Source organism: Kitasatospora sp. NPDC056800 (genome assembly GCF_042789775.1).
In the GTDB taxonomy this organism is placed as follows: Bacteria; Actinomycetota; Actinomycetes; order Streptomycetales; family Streptomycetaceae; genus Kitasatospora.
Window position 1 is genome coordinate 20534 of the sequence record NZ_JBHUAL010000073.1, and the last position, 17572, is coordinate 38105.

The 17572-nt window shown below is 68.7% G+C and carries 13 protein-coding genes; 1 reads left to right on the plus strand and 12 read right to left on the minus strand.

All coding sequences use genetic code 11. The features are described 5' to 3' along the window. Window positions 1-190: 190 nt before the first annotated feature. Entirely contained in the window at window positions 191-1903 is a 1713-nt protein-coding gene (locus ACFRQN_RS18250; RefSeq protein ID WP_380741178.1) for an ABC transporter family substrate-binding protein, read from the plus strand. Window positions 1904-1916: 13 nt separating this feature from the next. Here ACFRQN_RS18250 and ACFRQN_RS18255 read toward each other — a convergent pair whose 3' ends face one another. From ACFRQN_RS18255 to typA, 12 genes are all read right to left on the minus strand, one after another. Beyond that, entirely contained in the window at window positions 1917-2966 is a 1050-nt protein-coding gene (locus ACFRQN_RS18255; protein WP_074001357.1) for an ABC transporter ATP-binding protein, read from the minus strand. A 157-nt stretch (window positions 2967-3123) separates the two neighbouring features. Further along, a complete protein-coding gene (locus tag ACFRQN_RS18260; RefSeq protein ID WP_380741179.1) occupies window positions 3124-4218 on the minus strand; it encodes an ABC transporter ATP-binding protein in 1095 nt (364 codons plus the stop codon). Continuing rightward, window positions 4208-5260: an ABC transporter ATP-binding protein gene (locus tag ACFRQN_RS18265; RefSeq protein ID WP_380741180.1), complete on the minus strand. Its 1053-nt coding sequence runs from the start codon at window positions 5258-5260 to the stop codon at window positions 4208-4210. Before ACFRQN_RS18265 ends, ACFRQN_RS18260 begins: the two co-directional genes overlap by 11 nt. A 16-nt stretch (window positions 5261-5276) precedes the next feature. Next, window positions 5277-6191, minus strand: coding sequence for an ABC transporter permease (locus tag ACFRQN_RS18270; RefSeq protein WP_117491938.1), 915 nt, complete (start codon window positions 6189-6191; stop codon window positions 5277-5279). 76 nt (window positions 6192-6267) lie between these two features. Next, the gene (locus ACFRQN_RS18275; RefSeq protein WP_049654864.1) at window positions 6268-7194 is read right to left on the minus strand and encodes an ABC transporter permease; all 927 of its coding nucleotides are present in this window, start codon (window positions 7192-7194) and stop codon (window positions 6268-6270) included. 115 nt (window positions 7195-7309) lie between these two features. Next, window positions 7310-8935 carry an ABC transporter substrate-binding protein gene (locus tag ACFRQN_RS18280; RefSeq protein ID WP_049654867.1) on the minus strand — a complete coding sequence of 542 codons (1626 nt, stop codon included), beginning with the start codon at window positions 8933-8935 and terminating at the stop codon, window positions 7310-7312. A gap of 203 nt (window positions 8936-9138) precedes the next feature. Continuing rightward, a complete protein-coding gene (locus ACFRQN_RS18285; protein WP_074001353.1) occupies window positions 9139-10155 on the minus strand; it encodes an ABC transporter ATP-binding protein in 1017 nt (338 codons plus the stop codon). Further along, window positions 10148-11197 carry an ABC transporter ATP-binding protein gene (locus ACFRQN_RS18290; RefSeq protein ID WP_074001352.1) on the minus strand — a complete coding sequence of 350 codons (1050 nt, stop codon included), beginning with the start codon at window positions 11195-11197 and terminating at the stop codon, window positions 10148-10150. The genes ACFRQN_RS18285 and ACFRQN_RS18290 overlap by 8 nt, the downstream gene beginning before the upstream one ends. A gap of 20 nt (window positions 11198-11217) precedes the next feature. Further along, window positions 11218-12159 (minus strand): ABC transporter permease, encoded by a 942-nt coding sequence (locus tag ACFRQN_RS18295; protein WP_074001351.1) that lies wholly within the window; start codon window positions 12157-12159, stop codon window positions 11218-11220. After that, window positions 12152-13078: an ABC transporter permease gene (locus ACFRQN_RS18300; protein ID WP_074001350.1), complete on the minus strand. Its 927-nt coding sequence runs from the start codon at window positions 13076-13078 to the stop codon at window positions 12152-12154. The genes ACFRQN_RS18295 and ACFRQN_RS18300 overlap by 8 nt, the downstream gene beginning before the upstream one ends. Window positions 13079-13218: 140 nt before the next feature. Further along, on the minus strand, window positions 13219-14862 hold the full coding sequence (locus tag ACFRQN_RS18305; RefSeq protein WP_380741181.1) for an ABC transporter substrate-binding protein: 1644 nt from the start codon (window positions 14860-14862) through the stop codon (window positions 13219-13221). Window positions 14863-15293: 431 nt separating this feature from the next. Then, window positions 15294-17198: a translational GTPase TypA gene (gene typA / locus ACFRQN_RS18310; protein ID WP_117489405.1), complete on the minus strand. Its 1905-nt coding sequence runs from the start codon at window positions 17196-17198 to the stop codon at window positions 15294-15296. Between the last annotated feature and the right edge of the window lie 374 nt (window positions 17199-17572).

Genomic DNA, 17572 nt, shown 5'->3' on the forward strand with positions numbered 1-17572 from the left:
CGCACTTTAATTTTCGGTGTGTGACCCGTCCGGGTTGGTACCCCCCCCGGTGGGGGCGCGCCCGCCCCCCCCCAACCGGCGCCTCCCGGGGGGGGGCCCCCCCCCCGGGCCCGCCCCTCGACAACGCCCCCTCCCGGTCAGCAAGATGTGACGCCACACCATCCGCCACATCCACCCCGGGAGCACGCCGATGCACCGCCGCCTCCAGCGCCACGGGACGGCCCTGCTCGCCGGTCTCACCGCCCTCACGCTCTCGCTGGCGCTCTGCTCCTGCACCGCCGGCCAGGGCGGCGGCGACGCGCTGCCCTCCGGCACCACAGCGCCCAAGCTGACCGCGATCGACATCAACCCGCACGACCGGGCCCGACTGCGCCAGGGCGGCACCCTGAACCTGGCGATCGCCCAGTTCTCCCGCCAGTGGTCGCCGATCCACGCCGACGGCAGCGAGTCCTCGACCGTCATGGTCAGCAAGCCGCTGCTGCCGACCTTCTTCCGCTCGGACGCCGCCGGCACCCAGACGCCCAACCCCGCCTACCTGCAGGAGGCGCACGCGGAGCTCAGGGACGGCCGGCAGGTGGTCACCTGGACGCTCAACCCGAAGGCCCACTGGTCCGACGGCACCCCGATCACCTGGCGCGACATCGAGGCCAACTGGCGTGCCCTGAACGGGAAGGACCCGGCCTACAAGGCCTCCAGCAGCACCGGCTTCGAGCTGGTCTCGGCGGTCGAGCGCGGCAAGGACGACTACCAGGCCGTGATGACCTTCGACCGCCCGTTCTCCGAGTGGCAGTCGATGTTCAACAGCGCCGGCAACGCCCCGCTGCTGCCGGCCAGTAGGGTCTCCACCCCGGAGCTGTTCAACAGCTCCTACCTGGACGGGTTCCCGGTCAGCGCCGGCCCGTTCAAGGTCGAGCAGCTGGACCGCGCCACCCAGACCGTCACGCTGGTCGCCGACCCCTCCTGGTGGGGCGACAAGCCCGTGCTGGACCGGATCGTCTTCCACGCGATGCTGCCCGACGCGATGCCCGCCGCCTTCGCCCAGGGCCGGATCGACCTCGTCAACAACGGCCCGGACGTGGCCGGTTACCAGGTCATCAGGAACACCAAGGGCGCCGTGGTGCGCCGGGCCGGCGGCCCGGACTTCCGCCAGCTCACCCTGAACGCCCGCACCCCGGCGCTCAGCGACGCGACCGTGCGCCAGGCCGTCTTCCAGGCGATCAACCGGGACGTGGTGATCCGCGCCGACCTCAACGGCCTGGACTGGCCCGCCGTCCCGCTCAACAACCACCTGCTGGTCACCAACCAGAACGGCTACCGCGACAACTCCCTGGGCCTGGCCCGCTACGACCCCGCCGAGGCCGCCCGCAAGCTGGACGCGGCCGGCTGGAAGCTGGACGGCGACGTACGGAAGAAGGACGGCCGCGAGCTGAACCTGCGGATGGTCGTCCCGGCCGGCGTCACCCCGGCCCAGAGCGAGGCCGCCAACGCCACCGCCATGCTCAAGGACGTCGGCATCAAGGTGACCACGGTGACCGCCCCCGCCAACGAGTTCTTCGACCGGTACATCAACCGCGACGACTTCGACATCGCCGCCTACTCGCTGATCGGCACCCCCTTCCCGGCCAGCGGCAACCGCGCCAACTTCGTCCAGAGCGGCGGCACCAACCACGTCGGCGCGGGCAGCCCGGCGGTGGACGCCGCGCTCGACCGGGCCGCCGCCGCGGCCGACGCGGGCACCGCCTCCGAGGCGATCAACCAGGCCGACGGCGAGCTCTGGAAGGTGGCCGGCGTCCTGCCGCTCTACCAGCGCCCGCAGCTGTACGGGGCCCGCGCCGACCTCGCCAACATCGGCGCGCAGGGCCTGTCCGACATCGTCTGGGAGAACGTCGGCTTCGTGAAGTAGCGGGTGGACGGGCTCAGCCGTGCAGCGTCTCGCGCCAGTAGTGGCAGGCGCTGCGGCGGCCCGCCAGCTCCGTCCCGTACTCGCTGGTGACCGGTGTCAGCGCCGGGAGTTCGGTGCGGCAGCGGTCCTGCGCCCGGTCGCAGCGCGGGTTGAAGGCGCAGCCCTCCGGCAGGCTCAGCAGGCTCGGCGGCAGGCCCTTGATGGCGTGCAGGTTCTGGCCCTTCTGGTCGAGCCGGGGGATCGAGTCCAGCAGGCCCCGGGTGTACGGGTGCGCGGGCCGGGCGTACAACTCCCTGACGGGGGCGGTCTCCACGATCCGGCCCGCGTACATCACCGCGATCTTGTCCGCGACGTCGGCGACCACGCCCAGGTCGTGGGTGATCAGGATCAGGCCCATGTTGTACTCGGCCTGCAAGTCGGCCAGCAAGTCCATCACCTGGGCCTGCACCGTCACGTCCAGCGCCGTGGTCGGCTCGTCCGCGATGATCAGGTCCGGCTCCAGCGCCAGCGCCATCGCGATCATGATCCGCTGCCGCATCCCGCCGGAGAACTGGTGCGGGAAGTCCCCGACGCGCTGCCTGGCGGCCGGGATGCGCACCCGGTCCATCAGCTCGACGGCCTTCTCCTTCGCCTCCTTGCGGGACACCCCCCGGTGCGCCCGGAACATCTCGCCGAGCTGGTAGCCCACGCTGAGCACCGGGTTCAGCGCCGACAGCGCGTCCTGGAAGATCATCGCGATGTGCCCGCCCCGGATGGACCGCCGGGCGGCCGTGCCCATGGTCAGCAGGTCCTCGCCGCGGAACAGGATCCGCCCCGCGGTGATCCGCCCCGGCGGCATGTCCAGGATGCCCATGACCGCCTGCGCCGTCACCGACTTGCCCGAGCCGGACTCCCCCAGCACCGCCAGCGTCTCCCCCGCCGCGACGGAGTAGCTCACCCCGTTCACCGCCTTGGCGACCCCGTCCCGGGTGTGGAACTCCACGTGCAGGTCGTCGACCTCCAGCAGCGGCGTCCCGGGCTCCACGCTCCCCCGGCCACCGCCGATCACCTCCACCGCGTCCATCAGAGCCGCCCTCCTCAGCACCGCGGCACCCACCGCTGGGCGCAGAGCAACTATCAGGGAAGGGAGGGTACTTGGCGAGCCCGCGGCAGATCTCTTTTCCGTCACGGGAAAGGGCGCGCCCCCACCTGCGAGGACGCGCCCTGGTAAAGGGCCGGCGTCAGTCGGCCTCCCGCTCGACGCCCCGCTCCGCCGCGAAGTGACACGCCGAGTCGTGCCGCGCCGCGTCGCCCAGCCAGGACGGCGCGACCAGCAGCGGCTCCTCGACCTCGCACCGCTGCTGCGCCTTCCAGCAGCGGGTGCGGAAGCGGCAGCCGGACGGCGGGTTGGCCGGCGAGGGCACGTCGCCGGTGAGCACGATCCGGTCCCGCGTCTCCCGCGCCGTCGGGTCCGGCACCGGCACCGCCGAGAGCAGCGCCTGGGTGTACGGGTGGGTCGCGTGGTCGTAGATCTCCGCGTCGCTGCCGATCTCGACCATCTTCCCCAGGTACATCACCCCGACCCGGTCGGAGATGTGCCGGACGATCGAGAGGTCGTGCGCGATGAACATGTACGACAGGTTGAAGTCGCCCTGCAGCTGCTCCAGCAGGTTGATCACCTGCGCCTGCACCGAGACGTCCAGCGCGGAGACCGGCTCGTCGCAGATGATGACCTCCGGCTTGAGCGCCAACCCCCGGGCGATGCCGATGCGTTGGCGCTGCCCGCCGGAGAACTGGTGCGGGTAGCGGTTGATGTACTCGGGATTGAGCCCGACCACGTCCAGCAGGTCCTGGACGGCCTTGCGGCGGTCCCCCTTGGGCGCCACCTCGGGGTGGATCTCGAACGGTTCGCCGATGATGTCGCCGACCGTCATGCGCGGGTTGAGCGAGGTGTACGGGTCCTGGAACACCATCTGGATGTTCCGCCGGACGGCCTTCAGCCCCGCCCCGGAGAGCCGGGAGATCTCCTCCCCCTTGTAGCGGACCGATCCCGAGGTGGCCGGCTCCAGGTTCATCAGCACCTTGGCCAGCGTGGACTTCCCGCAGCCGGACTCGCCGACGATCCCGAGCGTCTCACCGTGCATCAGGTCGAAGGTGACCCCGTCGACCGCCTTCACCGCCCCGACCTGCCGCCGGAGGATGATGCCCTTGGTGAGCGGGAAGTGCTTGACCAGGTCCCGGACTTCGAGGATCGGCTCGCCGCGCGGCACCTCCCGCGCGAGGGCGACCTCCTCCGGCACCACCGCGCCCAGTGCGCTGGACCCGTTAACGGTCATGGAGGGTCTCCTTCCAGAAGAAGCAGGCGCTGCCGCGCCCCTCCAACGGCGTCCCGTCCTCCTCGGCGACCGGGAACAGCTCCGGCACCTCGGCCCGGCAGACGTCCTGGGCGCGCGGGCAGCGCGGGTTGAAGGCGCAGCCCGGGGGGATGCGCAGCAGGTTGGGCGGCAGGCCCTTGATCGCGTAGAGCTCCTGGCCCTTCTGGTCGAGCCGGGGGATCGAGTCCAGCAGGCCCCGGGTGTACGGGTGCGCGGGCCGGGCGTACAGCTCGTGCACCGGGGCGGTCTCCACGATCCGGCCCGCGTACATCACCGCGATCTTGTCCGCGACGTCCGCCACCACGCCGAGGTCGTGGGTGATCAGGATCAGCCCCATGTTGTACTCGGCCTGCAGCTCGGCCAGCAGGTCCATCACCTGCGCCTGCACCGTCACGTCCAACGCCGTGGTCGGCTCGTCCGCGATGATCAGGTCCGGCTCCAGTGCCAGCGCCATCGCGATCATGATCCGCTGCCGCATGCCCCCGGAGAACTGGTGCGGATAGTCGTTCACCCGCTCCTTGGCGGCCGGGATGCGCACCCGGTCCATCAGCTCGACGGCCTTGTCCCGCGCCTCCTTGCGGGACACCCCCCGGTGCGCCCGGAACATCTCGCCGAGCTGGTAGCCCACGCTGAGCACCGGGTTCAGCGCCGACAGCGCGTCCTGGAAGATCATCGCGATCTTCTGACCGCGGATTCTGCGCCGCTCCTCCTTGCCCATCCTGAGCATGTCCTGGCCCCGGTAGAGGATCTCGCCGCGCGGGATCCGGGCCGGCGGCATGTCCAGGATGCCCATGACCGCCTGCGCCGTCACCGACTTGCCCGAGCCGGACTCCCCCAGCACCGCCAGCGTCTCCCCCGCCGCGACGGAGTAGCTCACCCCGTTCACCGCCTTGGCGACCCCGTCCCGGGTGGCGAACTCGACGTGCAGGTCCCGGACGTCGAGCAGCGGCCCCTGGTACGGCGCCTTCCGCTCGTGCCTGGTGGTGTCCACCGCTGTACTCACGATGCGCTCCCCTCGCTCAGCGAAGCTTCGGATCGAGGGCGTCGCGCACCGCGTCGCCCAGCATGATGAAGGCCAGCACGGTGATCGAGAGCGCCGCGGCCGGGAAGAACAGCACGTACGGCGCCGTCCGGATCACCTTCTGGGCGGAGGAGATGTCGATGCCCCAGGAGATGGTCGGGTCCTGCAGACCGATGCCGAGGAAGCTCAGCGTCGCCTCGGTGGCGATGTAACCGCCGAGCGCGATCGTCGCCACCACGATCACCGGGGCGATCGCGTTCGGCAGGATGTGCCGGAACATCAGCCGGCCCGTCCCGGCGCCGAGCGCCCGGCCGGCCACCACGTAGTCGGCCTGCTTGACGGTCAGCACCGCCCCGCGCATCACGCGGGCGATCTGGGTCCAGCCGAGCACGCCCAGCGCGATGACCACGCTCCACACCGTGCGGGTGGCGAAGGCGTTCAGCAGCACCAGCGCGCCGAGCAGCAGCGGGATGCCGAAGAAGATGTCGGTGATCCGGGAGAGCAGCGCGTCGACCCAGCCGCCGAAGAAGCCGGCCACCATCCCGGTCAGCCCGCCGAGCAGGGTGACGGCGGCGGTCACGAAGATGCCGACGGTGATCGAGGCGCGGGCGCCGTACACCACCCGGGCGTAGATGGACCGGCCCTGGGCGTCGTACCCGAACCAACCGGCCCCGAAGACGTCGCCCCAGTTCGGCCGCCTGAGGTAGTCGTTCACCAGGTCGGCCTTGCGCGGGTCCGCGGAGGTGAACGCCCAGGGGAAGATCGCCATCACCACCAGCAGCACGATCAGCACCGCCGAGATCAGGAAGATCGGCCGCCGGCGCAGGTCCCGCCAGGCGTCGGCCCACAGGCTGCGGGCCTCCTCCCGCTTCACCACGTCCGGTTCGACTAACGTCTCCTGCTCGACCGCCATGCCCTGCTCGCCCGCGTAGTCGAGGCGCGAGACCCCGGGCTTGGGGTGCGGCTCGTACGAGTCCTCGTCGTGGATGTCAGGCATAGCGGATCCTCGGGTCCAGGACCGCGTAGAGCAGGTCGACGAGCAGGCTGGCGACCAGGTAGATGATCACCAGGACGGTCACGATGCCGACCACGGTGGGGCCCTCCTTCTGGTTGACCGCCCGGTACAGGACGTTGCCGATGCCCTGCACGTTGAAGACGCCCTCGGTGACGATCGCCCCGCCCATCAGCGCGCCGAGGTCGGTGCCGAGGAAGGTGATCACCGGGATCAGCGAGTTGCGCAGCAGGTGGCGGGAGATGATGGTGCGCCGGGGCAGGCCCTTGGCGACCGCGGTGCGCATGTAGTCGGCCCGCAGGTTCTCCCCGATCGACGTCCGGGTGAGCCGGGCCACGTACGCGAGCGAGAGCGAGCCCAGGACGACGGCCGGCAGCACCAGTTGGGTCAGGTCGTAGCTGTCCTGCACCGTCGGGGTGACCCAGCCCAGGTTGGTGGCGAACACCGTCTGGGCGATGTAGGCCAGCACGAAGACCGGGATCGAGATCACCACCAGGGTGAAGACCAGCACCAGGGTGTCCGCGACGCTGCCGCGCCGCAGGCCGGAGACCAGGCCGAGGGCCAGGCCCGCGATCATCTCGAAGACGAAGGCCATCAGGGCGAGCCGGATGGTGACCGGGAAGGCGTCCGCCATGATGTCGGTGACCGGACGGCCGGTGAAGCTGGTGCCGAAGTCCCCCTGGAAGAGGTTCCCCATGTAGTGCAGGTACTGCTTCCAGAGCGGCTGGTCCAGGTAGTACGTGTGCTTGATGCTGGCGACCACGGCCGGGTCGGCGGCCTTCTCCCCGAACAGCGCCGCCACCGGGTCGCCGGGCAGCGTGTAGACCATCAGGAAGATCAGCAGCGTGGTGCCGAAGAACACCGGGATCATCTGCAGCACCCGACGCAGCACGTAACTGCCCATCCGAGCCTCCTTCCTAGGTGTCCGACTGGGTGCCCGGCCGACCGGACCGGTCGGCCGAGAGACCGCGCCCCGCCCTCCGTGCGGGGAGGGCGGGGCCGGCGCGAGGGCTCGGGGCTCAGCCCTTGACCTCGACCTGGGTCCAGGCCGGGTTGCCGAAGGAGTCGAACTTCACGTTCTGCACCTTGGTCGAGTAGCCCGAGTTGGTGCGGTAGTACCAGAGCGGGATGGCGGGCATCCCGCTCGGCAGCACGGCCTCGGCCTGCTGGTAGCCGGTCACCGTGTCGGCGACGCTGGCGGCCTCGTCGGCCCTGGTGGCCGCGTCGTCGAACTGCGGGTTGCTGTAGCCGAAGTCGTTGGACGCGGCACCGGTGCGGTAGACGTCGGCCAGGAAGTTGGCGTTCAGCGGGTAGTCCTGCACCCAGCCGGTGCGGAAGGCGCCGTTGAGGGTGTGCCCGGTGATCGCGGCCCGCGCGGTCTTGAAGTCGGGCTTCGGGTCGCCCAGGCAGTCGACCCCGGTGTTCTGCCGGATCGAGTTGCAGACCGCGTCGACCCACTCCTTGTGGCCGCCGTCCGCGTTGTAGGTGATCAGCAGCTTGTTGCCGGGGACGCCGCCGCCCTCCTGGATCAGCTGCTTGGCCTTGGCCGCGTCGAACGTGCAGAACTCGCCGCAGGCGCCGTCCTTGTAGCCCTCGACGCCCTCGGCCACCCAGGCGGTGGCGGGCTTGCGGGAGCCCTGGAGCACCGTCTTGGTGATGGTGGCACGGTCGATCGCCATCGACAGGCCCTGGCGCACCTTCGCCTTGTCCGGCGACGCCCAGTCGGCCTGGTAGAGCGTGAAGCCGATGTTCTGGATGGCGCCCTGCGGCGCGTCCACCGCCCGGTCCCCGAGGTCGCTCTTGTAGGTGGCCAGCGCGGACGGCGGCACCTGGTCCATCACGTCCAGGTTGTTGGACTGGAGGTCCGCGTAGGCGGCCTCGGACGTGGTGTACATCTTGAAGACGATGCCGCCGTTCTTCGGCTTGTCCACGCCCTGGTAGTCCGGGAAGGACTTGGTCACCACGTTGTTGTTGTGCGACCAGCTGACGAACTGGTACGGGCCGTTGCCCACCGGCTTCTGCCCGTACCCGGCCGGGTCCTTGAAGAAGCCCTCGGGCAGCGGGGAGAAGGCGATGTAGCCGAGCTTGTACTCGAAGTACGAGACCTTGTGGCTCAGCTTGACGGTGAAGTGCAGCTCGTCGGTGACGGTCAGCCCGGACATCTTGTCCGCGGTGGGCTGGCCGGAGGTCGGGTGGACGTCCTGGTAGCCCTCGATGTCGGAGAACCAGGAGCTGTTGATCTGGTTGTTGGCCGGGCTGGCGCCCCAGTTCCAGGCGTCGACGAAGTTCTGGGCGTGCACCGGGGTGCCGTCGTGGAACTTCCAGCCGTCCTTCAGCGTGATGTCGAAGGTCTGCGAGTCACTGGTGTCGATCTTGTCGGCGACCTGCATCCGGATCTTGGCGTTGCTCGGGTCGTAGTCGACCAGCCCCTTGAAGAGGTTCTGGATGATGCGACCGCCGCCGACCTCGTTCGCGTTGGCCGGCTGCAACGGGTTCTGCGGCTCGTTGCTCTGGTAGCTGAAGGACTTGCCGGCGTCCGACGAACCGCTGCCCCCTCCGCCGCTACTGCTGCTGCAGCCGGTGGCCACCAGGGCCACGGAGGTCGCAACGGCGAGGACCCAACGAGCACGGGCGGCTACGGGCATGGAGGTCCCTCCTCAGGGTGTGTTTCGCATCACACCCCATGAGAAGCGCGCCCCGGCGACGGCGCGCGTCAGGTGCACCCGGACGGGTGCGGTGACCCCCTGCCGAGTTGACGCGGCGCCGGACGACGCGGCGTGGGACCGGCGGAACGCGGGAAGGGCCCGCGGCGCGAACGCCACGGGCCCTTCCTGCGACTACCGGGGGATCAGGCCGCGGCCTGCTCCCGGACCTCGGGGAAGTGGCAGGCCGACTCGTGGGCGGCCGCGCCCTCCAGCAGCGAGGGGACCGCGAGCAGCGGGACCTCCTCGGAGCACCGCTCCTCCGCCTTCCAGCAGCGGGTGCGGAAGCGGCAGCCGGACGGCGGGTTGGCCGGCGAGGGGATGTCCCCGGTGAGGATGATCCGCTCGCGGGACTCGCGCGCCGTCGGGTCCGGCACCGGCACCGCGGAGAGCAGCGCCTGGGTGTACGGGTGGGTGGCGTTCTCGTAGATCTCCTCGTCCGAGCCGATCTCGACCATCTTGCCCAGGTACATCACGCCGACGCGGTCGGAGATGTGCCGGACGATGGAGAGGTCGTGCGCGATGAACATGTAGGAGAGGCCGAACTCGCCCTGCAGCTGCTCCAGCAGGTTGATCACCTGCGCCTGGACGGACACGTCCAGCGCGGAGACCGGCTCGTCGCAGATGATGATCTCGGGCTTGAGCGCGAGGCCGCGGGCGATGCCGATGCGCTGGCGCTGGCCGCCGGAGAACTGGTGCGGGTACCGGTTGATGTACTCCGGGTTCAGACCCACGACGTCCAGCAGGTCCTGGACGGCCTTGCGGCGGTCGCCCTTGGGCGCCACCTCGGGGTGGATCTCGAACGGCTCGCCGATGATGTCGCCGACCGTCATGCGCGGGTTGAGCGAGGTGTAGGGGTCCTGGAACACCATCTGGATGTTCCGGCGGACGGCCTTCAGGGCGGCGCCCTGCAGGGTGGAGATGTCCTCGCCCTTGAACAGCACCTGGCCGGAGGTGGCCCGCTCCAGGTTCATCAGCACCTTGGCCAGCGTGGACTTGCCACAGCCGGACTCGCCGACGATCCCGAGCGTCTCGCCCTTCTTCAGCTCGAAGGAGATGCCGTCGACCGCCTTGACCGCGCCGACCTGCTTCTTGAAGAGGATGCCCTGGGTCAGCGGGTAGTGCTTGACCAGGTCCTTGACCTCCAGGATGTTCTCAGCCATGGAGGGTCTCCTTCCAGAGGTGGCACGCGCTGCGGCGGCCGGTGAGCTCCTTGCCGTCCTTGTCCGTGACGTGGTGCAGCGCCGGGATCTCGGTGCGGCACAGGTCGGTGGCGACGTCGCAGCGGGGGTTGAACGCGCAGCCGGTCGGAACCTTCAGCAGGTTCGGGGGCAGGCCCTTGATCGCGTACAGCTCCTGGCCCTTCTGGTCCAGGCGCGGGATGGAGCGGAGCAGGCCCTTGGTGTACGGGTGCGCGGGGTTCGCGTACAGCTCGTGCACCGGGGCGGTCTCCACGATCCGGCCCGCGTACATCACGGCGATCTTGTCCGCGACGTCGGCGACCACGCCGAGGTCGTGGGTGATCAGGATCAGGCCCATGTTGTACTCGGCCTGCAGCTCGGCGAGCAGGTCCATCACCTGGGCCTGGACGGTCACGTCCAGGGCGGTGGTGGGCTCGTCCGCGATGATCAGGTCGGGCTGGAGCGACAGCGCCATCGCGATCATGATGCGCTGGCGCATACCGCCGGAGAACTGGTGCGGGTAGTCATTCACCCGCTCCCGGGCGGCGGGGATGCGCACCCGGTCCATCAGCTCGATGGCCTTCTCCTTCGCCTCCTTGCGGGAGGCGCCTTGGTGCACGCGGAACATCTCGCCGAGCTGGTAGCCGACGGAGAGCACCGGGTTCAGCGCGGACAGCGCGTCCTGGAAGATCATCGCGATCTTCCGGCCGCGGATCCGGCGCCGCTCCTCGTTGCTCATCGTGAGCATGTCCTTGCCGCGGTACAGGATCTGGCCCTGGGTCACCTTGCCCGGGGGCATGTCCAGGATGCCCATGATGGTCTGCGCCGTCACGGACTTGCCGGAGCCGGACTCGCCGAGCACGGCGAGCGTCTCGCCGGCCGCGACGGAGTAGTTGACGCCGTTCACGGCCTTGGCGACACCGTCCCGGGTGTGGAACTCCACGTGGAGGTCCTTCACCTCGAGAAGAGGAGTGCCAACTTCGAGACGGTCGTTCTTCTGGTCGTTCTCGATCACGGTGGTCATCGGGGTCGTCACCTCTTCTCTCAGCGGAGCTTCGGGTCGAGGGCGTCGCGCACCGCGTCGCCGAGCATGATGAACGCGAGCACGGTAAGGCTCAGCATTCCGGCGGGGAAGAACAGGGCGAACGGAGCCGTACGGATCACCTTCTGGGCCGAGTTGATGTCGATGCCCCAGGAGATGGTCGGGTCCTGAAGACCGATGCCGAGGAAGCTCAGCGTCGCCTCGGTGGCGATGTAACCGCCGAGCGCGATGGTGGCGACGACGATCACCGGGGCGACCGCGTTCGGCAGGATGTGCTTGAACATGATCCGCCAGGTGCCGGCGCCGAGCGCCTTGGCGGCCGTCACGAAGTCGGCCTGCTTGACCGTGATCACCGAGCCGCGCATGACACGGGTCATCTGGGTCCAGCCCAGGGCGACCAGCGCGAAGACCACGCTCCACACGGTGCGCGAGGTGAAGGCGTTCAGGACCACCAGCGAGCCGAGCAGCAGCGGGATGCCGAAGAAGATGTCGGTGACGCGGGAGATGATCGTGTCGACCCAGCCGCCGAAGTAGCCGGCCACCATGCCGGCCAGGCCGCCGAGGATGGTCACACCCAGGGTGACGCAGATGCCGACGATGATCGAGGCGCGGGCGCCGTAGACGACGCGGGCGTAGATGCTGCGGCCCTGGAGGTCGTAGCCGAACCAGTCCGCCTGGAACAGGTGGCCGTAGTTCGGCTTCGTCAGGTAGTGGTTGCGCAGGTCGCCGGCCCGCGGGTCCACCGAGGTGAACAGACCGGGGGCGATCGCGATGACGACCAGCAGCAGGATCAGCACGGCGGAGATCACGAAGATCGGCTTGCGCCGCAGGTCGTGCCACGCGTCGGAGCCGAGGCTGCGGGGCTTCTCGGGCTTGGCGGCCGCGGTGGCGGCGCGCTGCGCCGGGATGTCCCCGGCGGTCTTCTTCTCGGTCAGGTCAGGCATAACGGATCCTCGGGTCCAGGACCGCGTAAAGCAGGTCGACGAGCAGGCCGGCGGCCAGGTAGACGATCACCAGGAAGGCGACGAAGCCGGAGACCGTCGCGCCCTCCTTCATGTTGATCGCTTGGAAGAGCGCGTGGCCCACACCCTGGACGTTGAAGATGCCCTCGGTGACGATCGCCCCGCCCATCAGCGCACCGAGGTCGGTGCCGAGGAAGGTGACCACCGGGATCAGCGAGTTGCGCAGCAGGTGGGTACCGATCACCTTGCGCCGCGGCAGGCCCTTGGCCACCGCGGTGCGGACGTAGTCCGCCTTGATGTTCTCGGCGATGGAGGTACGGGTGAGGCGCGCGACGTAGGCCAGCGAGAGCGAGCCGAGCACCACGGCCGGCAGCACCAGCTGGGTGATGTCGTTGCTGTCCTGGACCGTCGGGGTGACCCACTTCAGGTTCTGCCCGAAGACCGTCTGGAAGATGAAGCCGAGCACCGGGACCGGGATCGAGATCAGCAGCAGGGTCATGACCAGGGCGCCCTTGTCGAAGAGCTTGCCGCGGCGCAGACCGGCGTACAGGCCGATCCCGATGCCGAGCACGATCTCGATGAGGAACGCGAACAGGGCCAGCCGGACCGTGACCGGCAGCGCCTCGGTGATCTTGTCGATGACCGGACGCTGGTCCAGACCGATGCCGAAGTCACCGGTGAACAGCTTCCCCATGTAGCTGAGGTACTGCTGCAGCAGCGGCTTGTCGAAGCCCTGCTGGTGCCTCAGGGCGGCAACCTGCACCGGGTCCGGCGCCTTGTCGCCCCACAACGCTGCGACCGGGTCACCGGGCAGCAAGTGCACCATGAAAAAGATGAGTGCGGTCGTTCCGAGGAACACCGGGATCATCTGGAGCAGTCGCCTTGCGACAAAGCGCCCCATCGTGCCTCCATGTATGACTCTGCCGGGCCCGTCAACCCGGCAAGAGATAAGTCGGCGTGCCAACGGCCGGTGCCAGTCCTCGCCCTTGTGGGGATGGACGGGCACCGGCCGTTGTCACCGGGTCAGGCGGTGCCGACCGATTACTTCTTCTTCTTGACCTCGACGTCGGTGTAGACCGGGTCGCCGAAGGAGTTGAACTTCACGTTCTGGACGTTCTTGGAGTAGCCGGAGCTGGTCTTGTAGTACCAGAGCGGGATGGCCGGCATGTCCTTGGCCAGAACGGCCTCGGCCTGCTGGTAGAGCTCCGCGGTCTTCTCGACCGTGGTGGCGGCGTCCGCCTCCTTCGACAGCTTGTCGAACTCCGGGCTGGAGTAGCTGCCGTCGTTGGCCGCGGCACCGGTGCCGTAGACGTCGCGCAGGAAGTTGGCGTTCAGCGGGTAGTCCTGCACCCAGCCGGTACGCATCATGCTCTGGACCTGCTTGTTGGTGACCAGGTCACGCGAGGTCTTGAAGTCCGGCTTCGGGTCACCGAGGCACTCGACGCCGACCGACTGGCGGATCGAGTTGCAGACCGCGTCCACCCACTCCTTGTGGCTGCCGTCGGAGTTGTACAGGATGGTGATCTTGCCGCCGGGAACGCCGCCGCCCTCGGTGATGAGCTGCTTGGCCTTCTCCGGGTTGAACTTGCAGGCGTCGCCGCAGGTGCCGGCCTTGTAGCCCATGACGCCGGGCGCCACGAACGAGTCGGCGGGGATGCGGTTGCCGTTCAGCACGGTCTTGGTGATGGTGTCGCGGTCGATCGCCATCGAGAGGCCCTGACGGACCTTCTCCTTGCCCTGCGCGTTCCAGTCGCCCTGGTACAGCGCGAAGGAGATGTTCTGGATGGCGCCCTGCGGCTGGTCGACCGCGCGCTTGCCCAGGTCGTCCTTGTACTTCGGCAGGTCGGTCGAGTCGACCTGGTCCAGGACGTCCAGGGTGTCGGACATCAGGTCCTTGTACGCGGCCTCACCGGCGGTGTAGTTCCGGAAGACGACGCCGCCGTTCTTCGGCTTGTCGATGCCCGTGTACTTGTCGTAGGCGGCCAGCGTGATGGCCTTGTTGTGCTCCCACGAGACGAACTTGTAGGGGCCGTTGCCGACCGGCTTCTGGCCGTAGCCGGCCGGGTCGGCGAAGAAGCCCTCGGGCAGCGGGAAGAAGGCCGAGTAGCCGAGCTTGTACGTGAAGTACGAGACCGGGGTGGACAGTTCGATCGTGAAGTGGGTGTCGTCGACGACCTTCAGACCGGACATCTCGGTGGCCGTCGGGTCACCCTTGTCCTTGTCCGGGTGGACCGCGTCGTAGCCGACGATGTCGGAGAACCAGTCCGAGTTGATCTGGTTGTTCTTCGGGTTGGCCGACCAGTTCCAGGAGCTCACGAAGGACTTGGCGGTGACCGGGGTGCCGTCGTGGAAGGTCCAACCGGACTTCAGCGTGACGGTGTAGTTCTTGGCGTCGGTGGTCTCGATCTTGTCGGCCACCTGGTTGCGCAGCGCACCGGTCGCGGGGTCGTAGTCGACGAGGCCCTTGAAGAGCTGCTTGACGATACGGCCGCCCTGGTTCTCCATGGCGTTGGCCGGCTGGAGCGGGCGCTGCGGCTCCGCGCTCTGGTAGCTGAAGCTGGCGCCCGGGTCGACCGCAGCGCTGTCGGAGCTGCCCCCGGAGGAGTCGCTGCTGCTGCACGCAGTCGCAGCGAGGGCGACAGCAACAGCTGCGACAACCCACTTGGCCTGGCTCGCACCGCGCATCGGTGTGCCTCCTGAATTCGACGTTGCAACGAGGAGGGCACTGCGGAACGGTTCCCACCGGACCCGCTGTGCCGTCCGCGCTCGTGGTTTCGGCGCGCACCCCTGCGCGTTCACCCTTGACCCGAGCCTGACTGCACCCACTATCCGTCACGCACGGACACGAAAGTGACCAGTGACGATCTCAATTAGGTCACATGAACAGTCGGTAAGTTTCGAAAACCGGACATTTGAGACATAGCCAGACAGGCACCAAACGGACAGTCGTCACGGATGACGAACTGTCACGTCCGCTCAGCGGACACCTGGGTGTGATGAGCGCTATTCCGTGAATAGCGGCCCCGACAACTTGGAGTAGTTGAAAAAGTTCGCCCCCCTCTCCATGGGAAAGGGGGGCGAATCATTCCGGCCAATGGCCGTTCAGTGCGTCCGGATCACGCCTTCTTGGCGCGCGAGGCGGTGCGACCGCGGTCCTTCTGGTCGAGGACGACCTTACGGATGCGAACCGTCTCCGGGGTCACCTCAATGCACTCGTCCTCGCGGCAGAACTCCAGCGACTGCTCCAGCGAGAGCTTGCGCGGCGGGACGATCGACTCGGCCACGTCGGCGTTCGCCGAGCGCATGTTGGTGAGCTTCTTCTCCTTGGTGATGTTCACGTCCATGTCGTCGGCACGCGAGTTCTCACCGACGATCATGCCCTCGTACACCTCGGTGCCCGGCTCGCAGAAGAGCACGCCGCGCTCCTGCAGGTTGGTCATCGCGAAGGCGGTGACCACACCGGCCCGGTCGGCGACCAGCGAACCGTTGTTGCGGGTGGTCAGGTTGCCGAACCACGGCTCGTGACCCTCGTGGATCGAGTGCGCGATGCCGGTGCCGCGGGTGTTGGTGAGGAACTCGGTACGGAAGCCGATCAGGCCGCGGGACGGCACGACGAACTCCATCCGGACCCAGCCCGAGCCGTGGTTGGACATGTTGTCCATCCGGCCCTTGCGGATGCCCATGAGCTGGGTGACGGCACCCATGTGCTCCTCGGGCACGTCCACCGTGAGGCGCTCGACGGGCTCGTGGGTCTTGCCGTTGACCTGCTTGGTGACCACCTGCGGCTTGCCGACGGTCAGCTCGAAGCCCTCGCGGCGCATGGTCTCGATCAGGATGGCCAGCGCCAGCTCACCGCGGCCCTGCACCTCCCAGGCGTCCGGACGCTCGGTGTCGAGCACGCGCAGCGAGACGTTACCGATCAGCTCGCGGTCCAGGCGGTCCTTCACCTGGCGGGCGGTGACCTTGCGGTCCACCTTGACGCCGGCCTTGGCGTCCGCGCCCTTGCCGCTGCCGCCACGGCCGACCAGCGGCGAGGTGTTGGTGCCGATGGTCATCGAGATGGCCGGCTCGTCCACCGTGATCAGCGGCAGCGCGATCGGGTTCTCCGGGTCGGCCAGGGTCTCGCCGATCATGATCTCGCCGATGCCGGCGACGGCGCAGATGTCACCGGGGCCGGCCACCTCGGCCGGCTTGCGGGTGAGCGCCTCGGTCATCAGCAGCTCGGAGATGCGGACGTTCTGGATCGAGCCGTCACGCTTGATCCAGGCCACGGTCTGGCCCTTGCGCAGCTCGCCCTGCTCGACGCGGAGCAGCGCGATGCGGCCGAGGAAGTTGTCGGCGTCCAGGTTGGTGACGTGGGCCTGGAGCGGGGCGTCCTCGTCGTAGCCGGGGGCCGGGACGTGCTCCAGCAGGGTGGAGAAGAACGGCTCCAGGCTGGTGCTGTCGGCCGGGACGGTGCCGTTCTCCGGCTTGGTCAGCGAGGCGACGCCGTCACGGGCGCAGGCGTAGACGATCGGGAACTCGATCTGGTCCTCGTCCGCGTCCAGGTCCAGGAACAGGTCGTAGGTCTCGTTGATGACCTCGTCGATCCGGGAGTCCGGACGGTCGGTCTTGTTGATGCAGAGGATGACGGGCAGGCGGGCGGTGAGCGCCTTGCGGAGCACGAACCGGGTCTGCGGCAGCGGGCCTTCGGAGGCGTCGACCAGGAGGACGACCGCGTCCACCATCGACAGACCGCGCTCGACCTCGCCACCGAAGTCGGCGTGGCCCGGGGTGTCGATGATGTTGATGGTGATCGGCGCGCCACCATCCTTGGGGTGGTACTTGACCGCGGTGTTCTTCGCGAGAATGGTGATGCCCTTCTCGCGCTCCAGGTCGTTGGAGTCCATCATCCGGTCATCGAGCTGCTGGTGGGCTGCGAAGGCGCCGGCCTGCTTGAGCATGGCGTCGACCAGCGTGGTCTTGCCGTGGTCGACGTGGGCGACGATGGCGACGTTACGGATGTCGTTGCGCGTGGGCATGCCTAGCGGATTCTCCCGGAATCGTGGGTTACGGCGCCCGGCCGCGAGACGCGCACTTGCGGCCCTTTCGGCCGCTGCCACCCGTTCCGCCTGCTACTACCGGTCCACCCGCCGGGCATATCGACATGCCTCGGCTTCCTCCTATCGTACGGGGAAGCGCCCAGGTGAGCAGAAACGAGCAGGTCGCAGGGGATCAAGATCACAGGCGGATCACACGGCGCCCACCCAGCGACCGGGCTCCGGCCCCCTTCCGTTCGTGCTCCGACGGCCCGGCCGTCGCACCGGGCGGTCGCCCCCGGCGCGGTCTCCGGGAGGCGGCCGCCCTCGCCGTGCGCCGCCCCGCCGGGGGAGCCCGACCCCCCCCCCCCCACGGC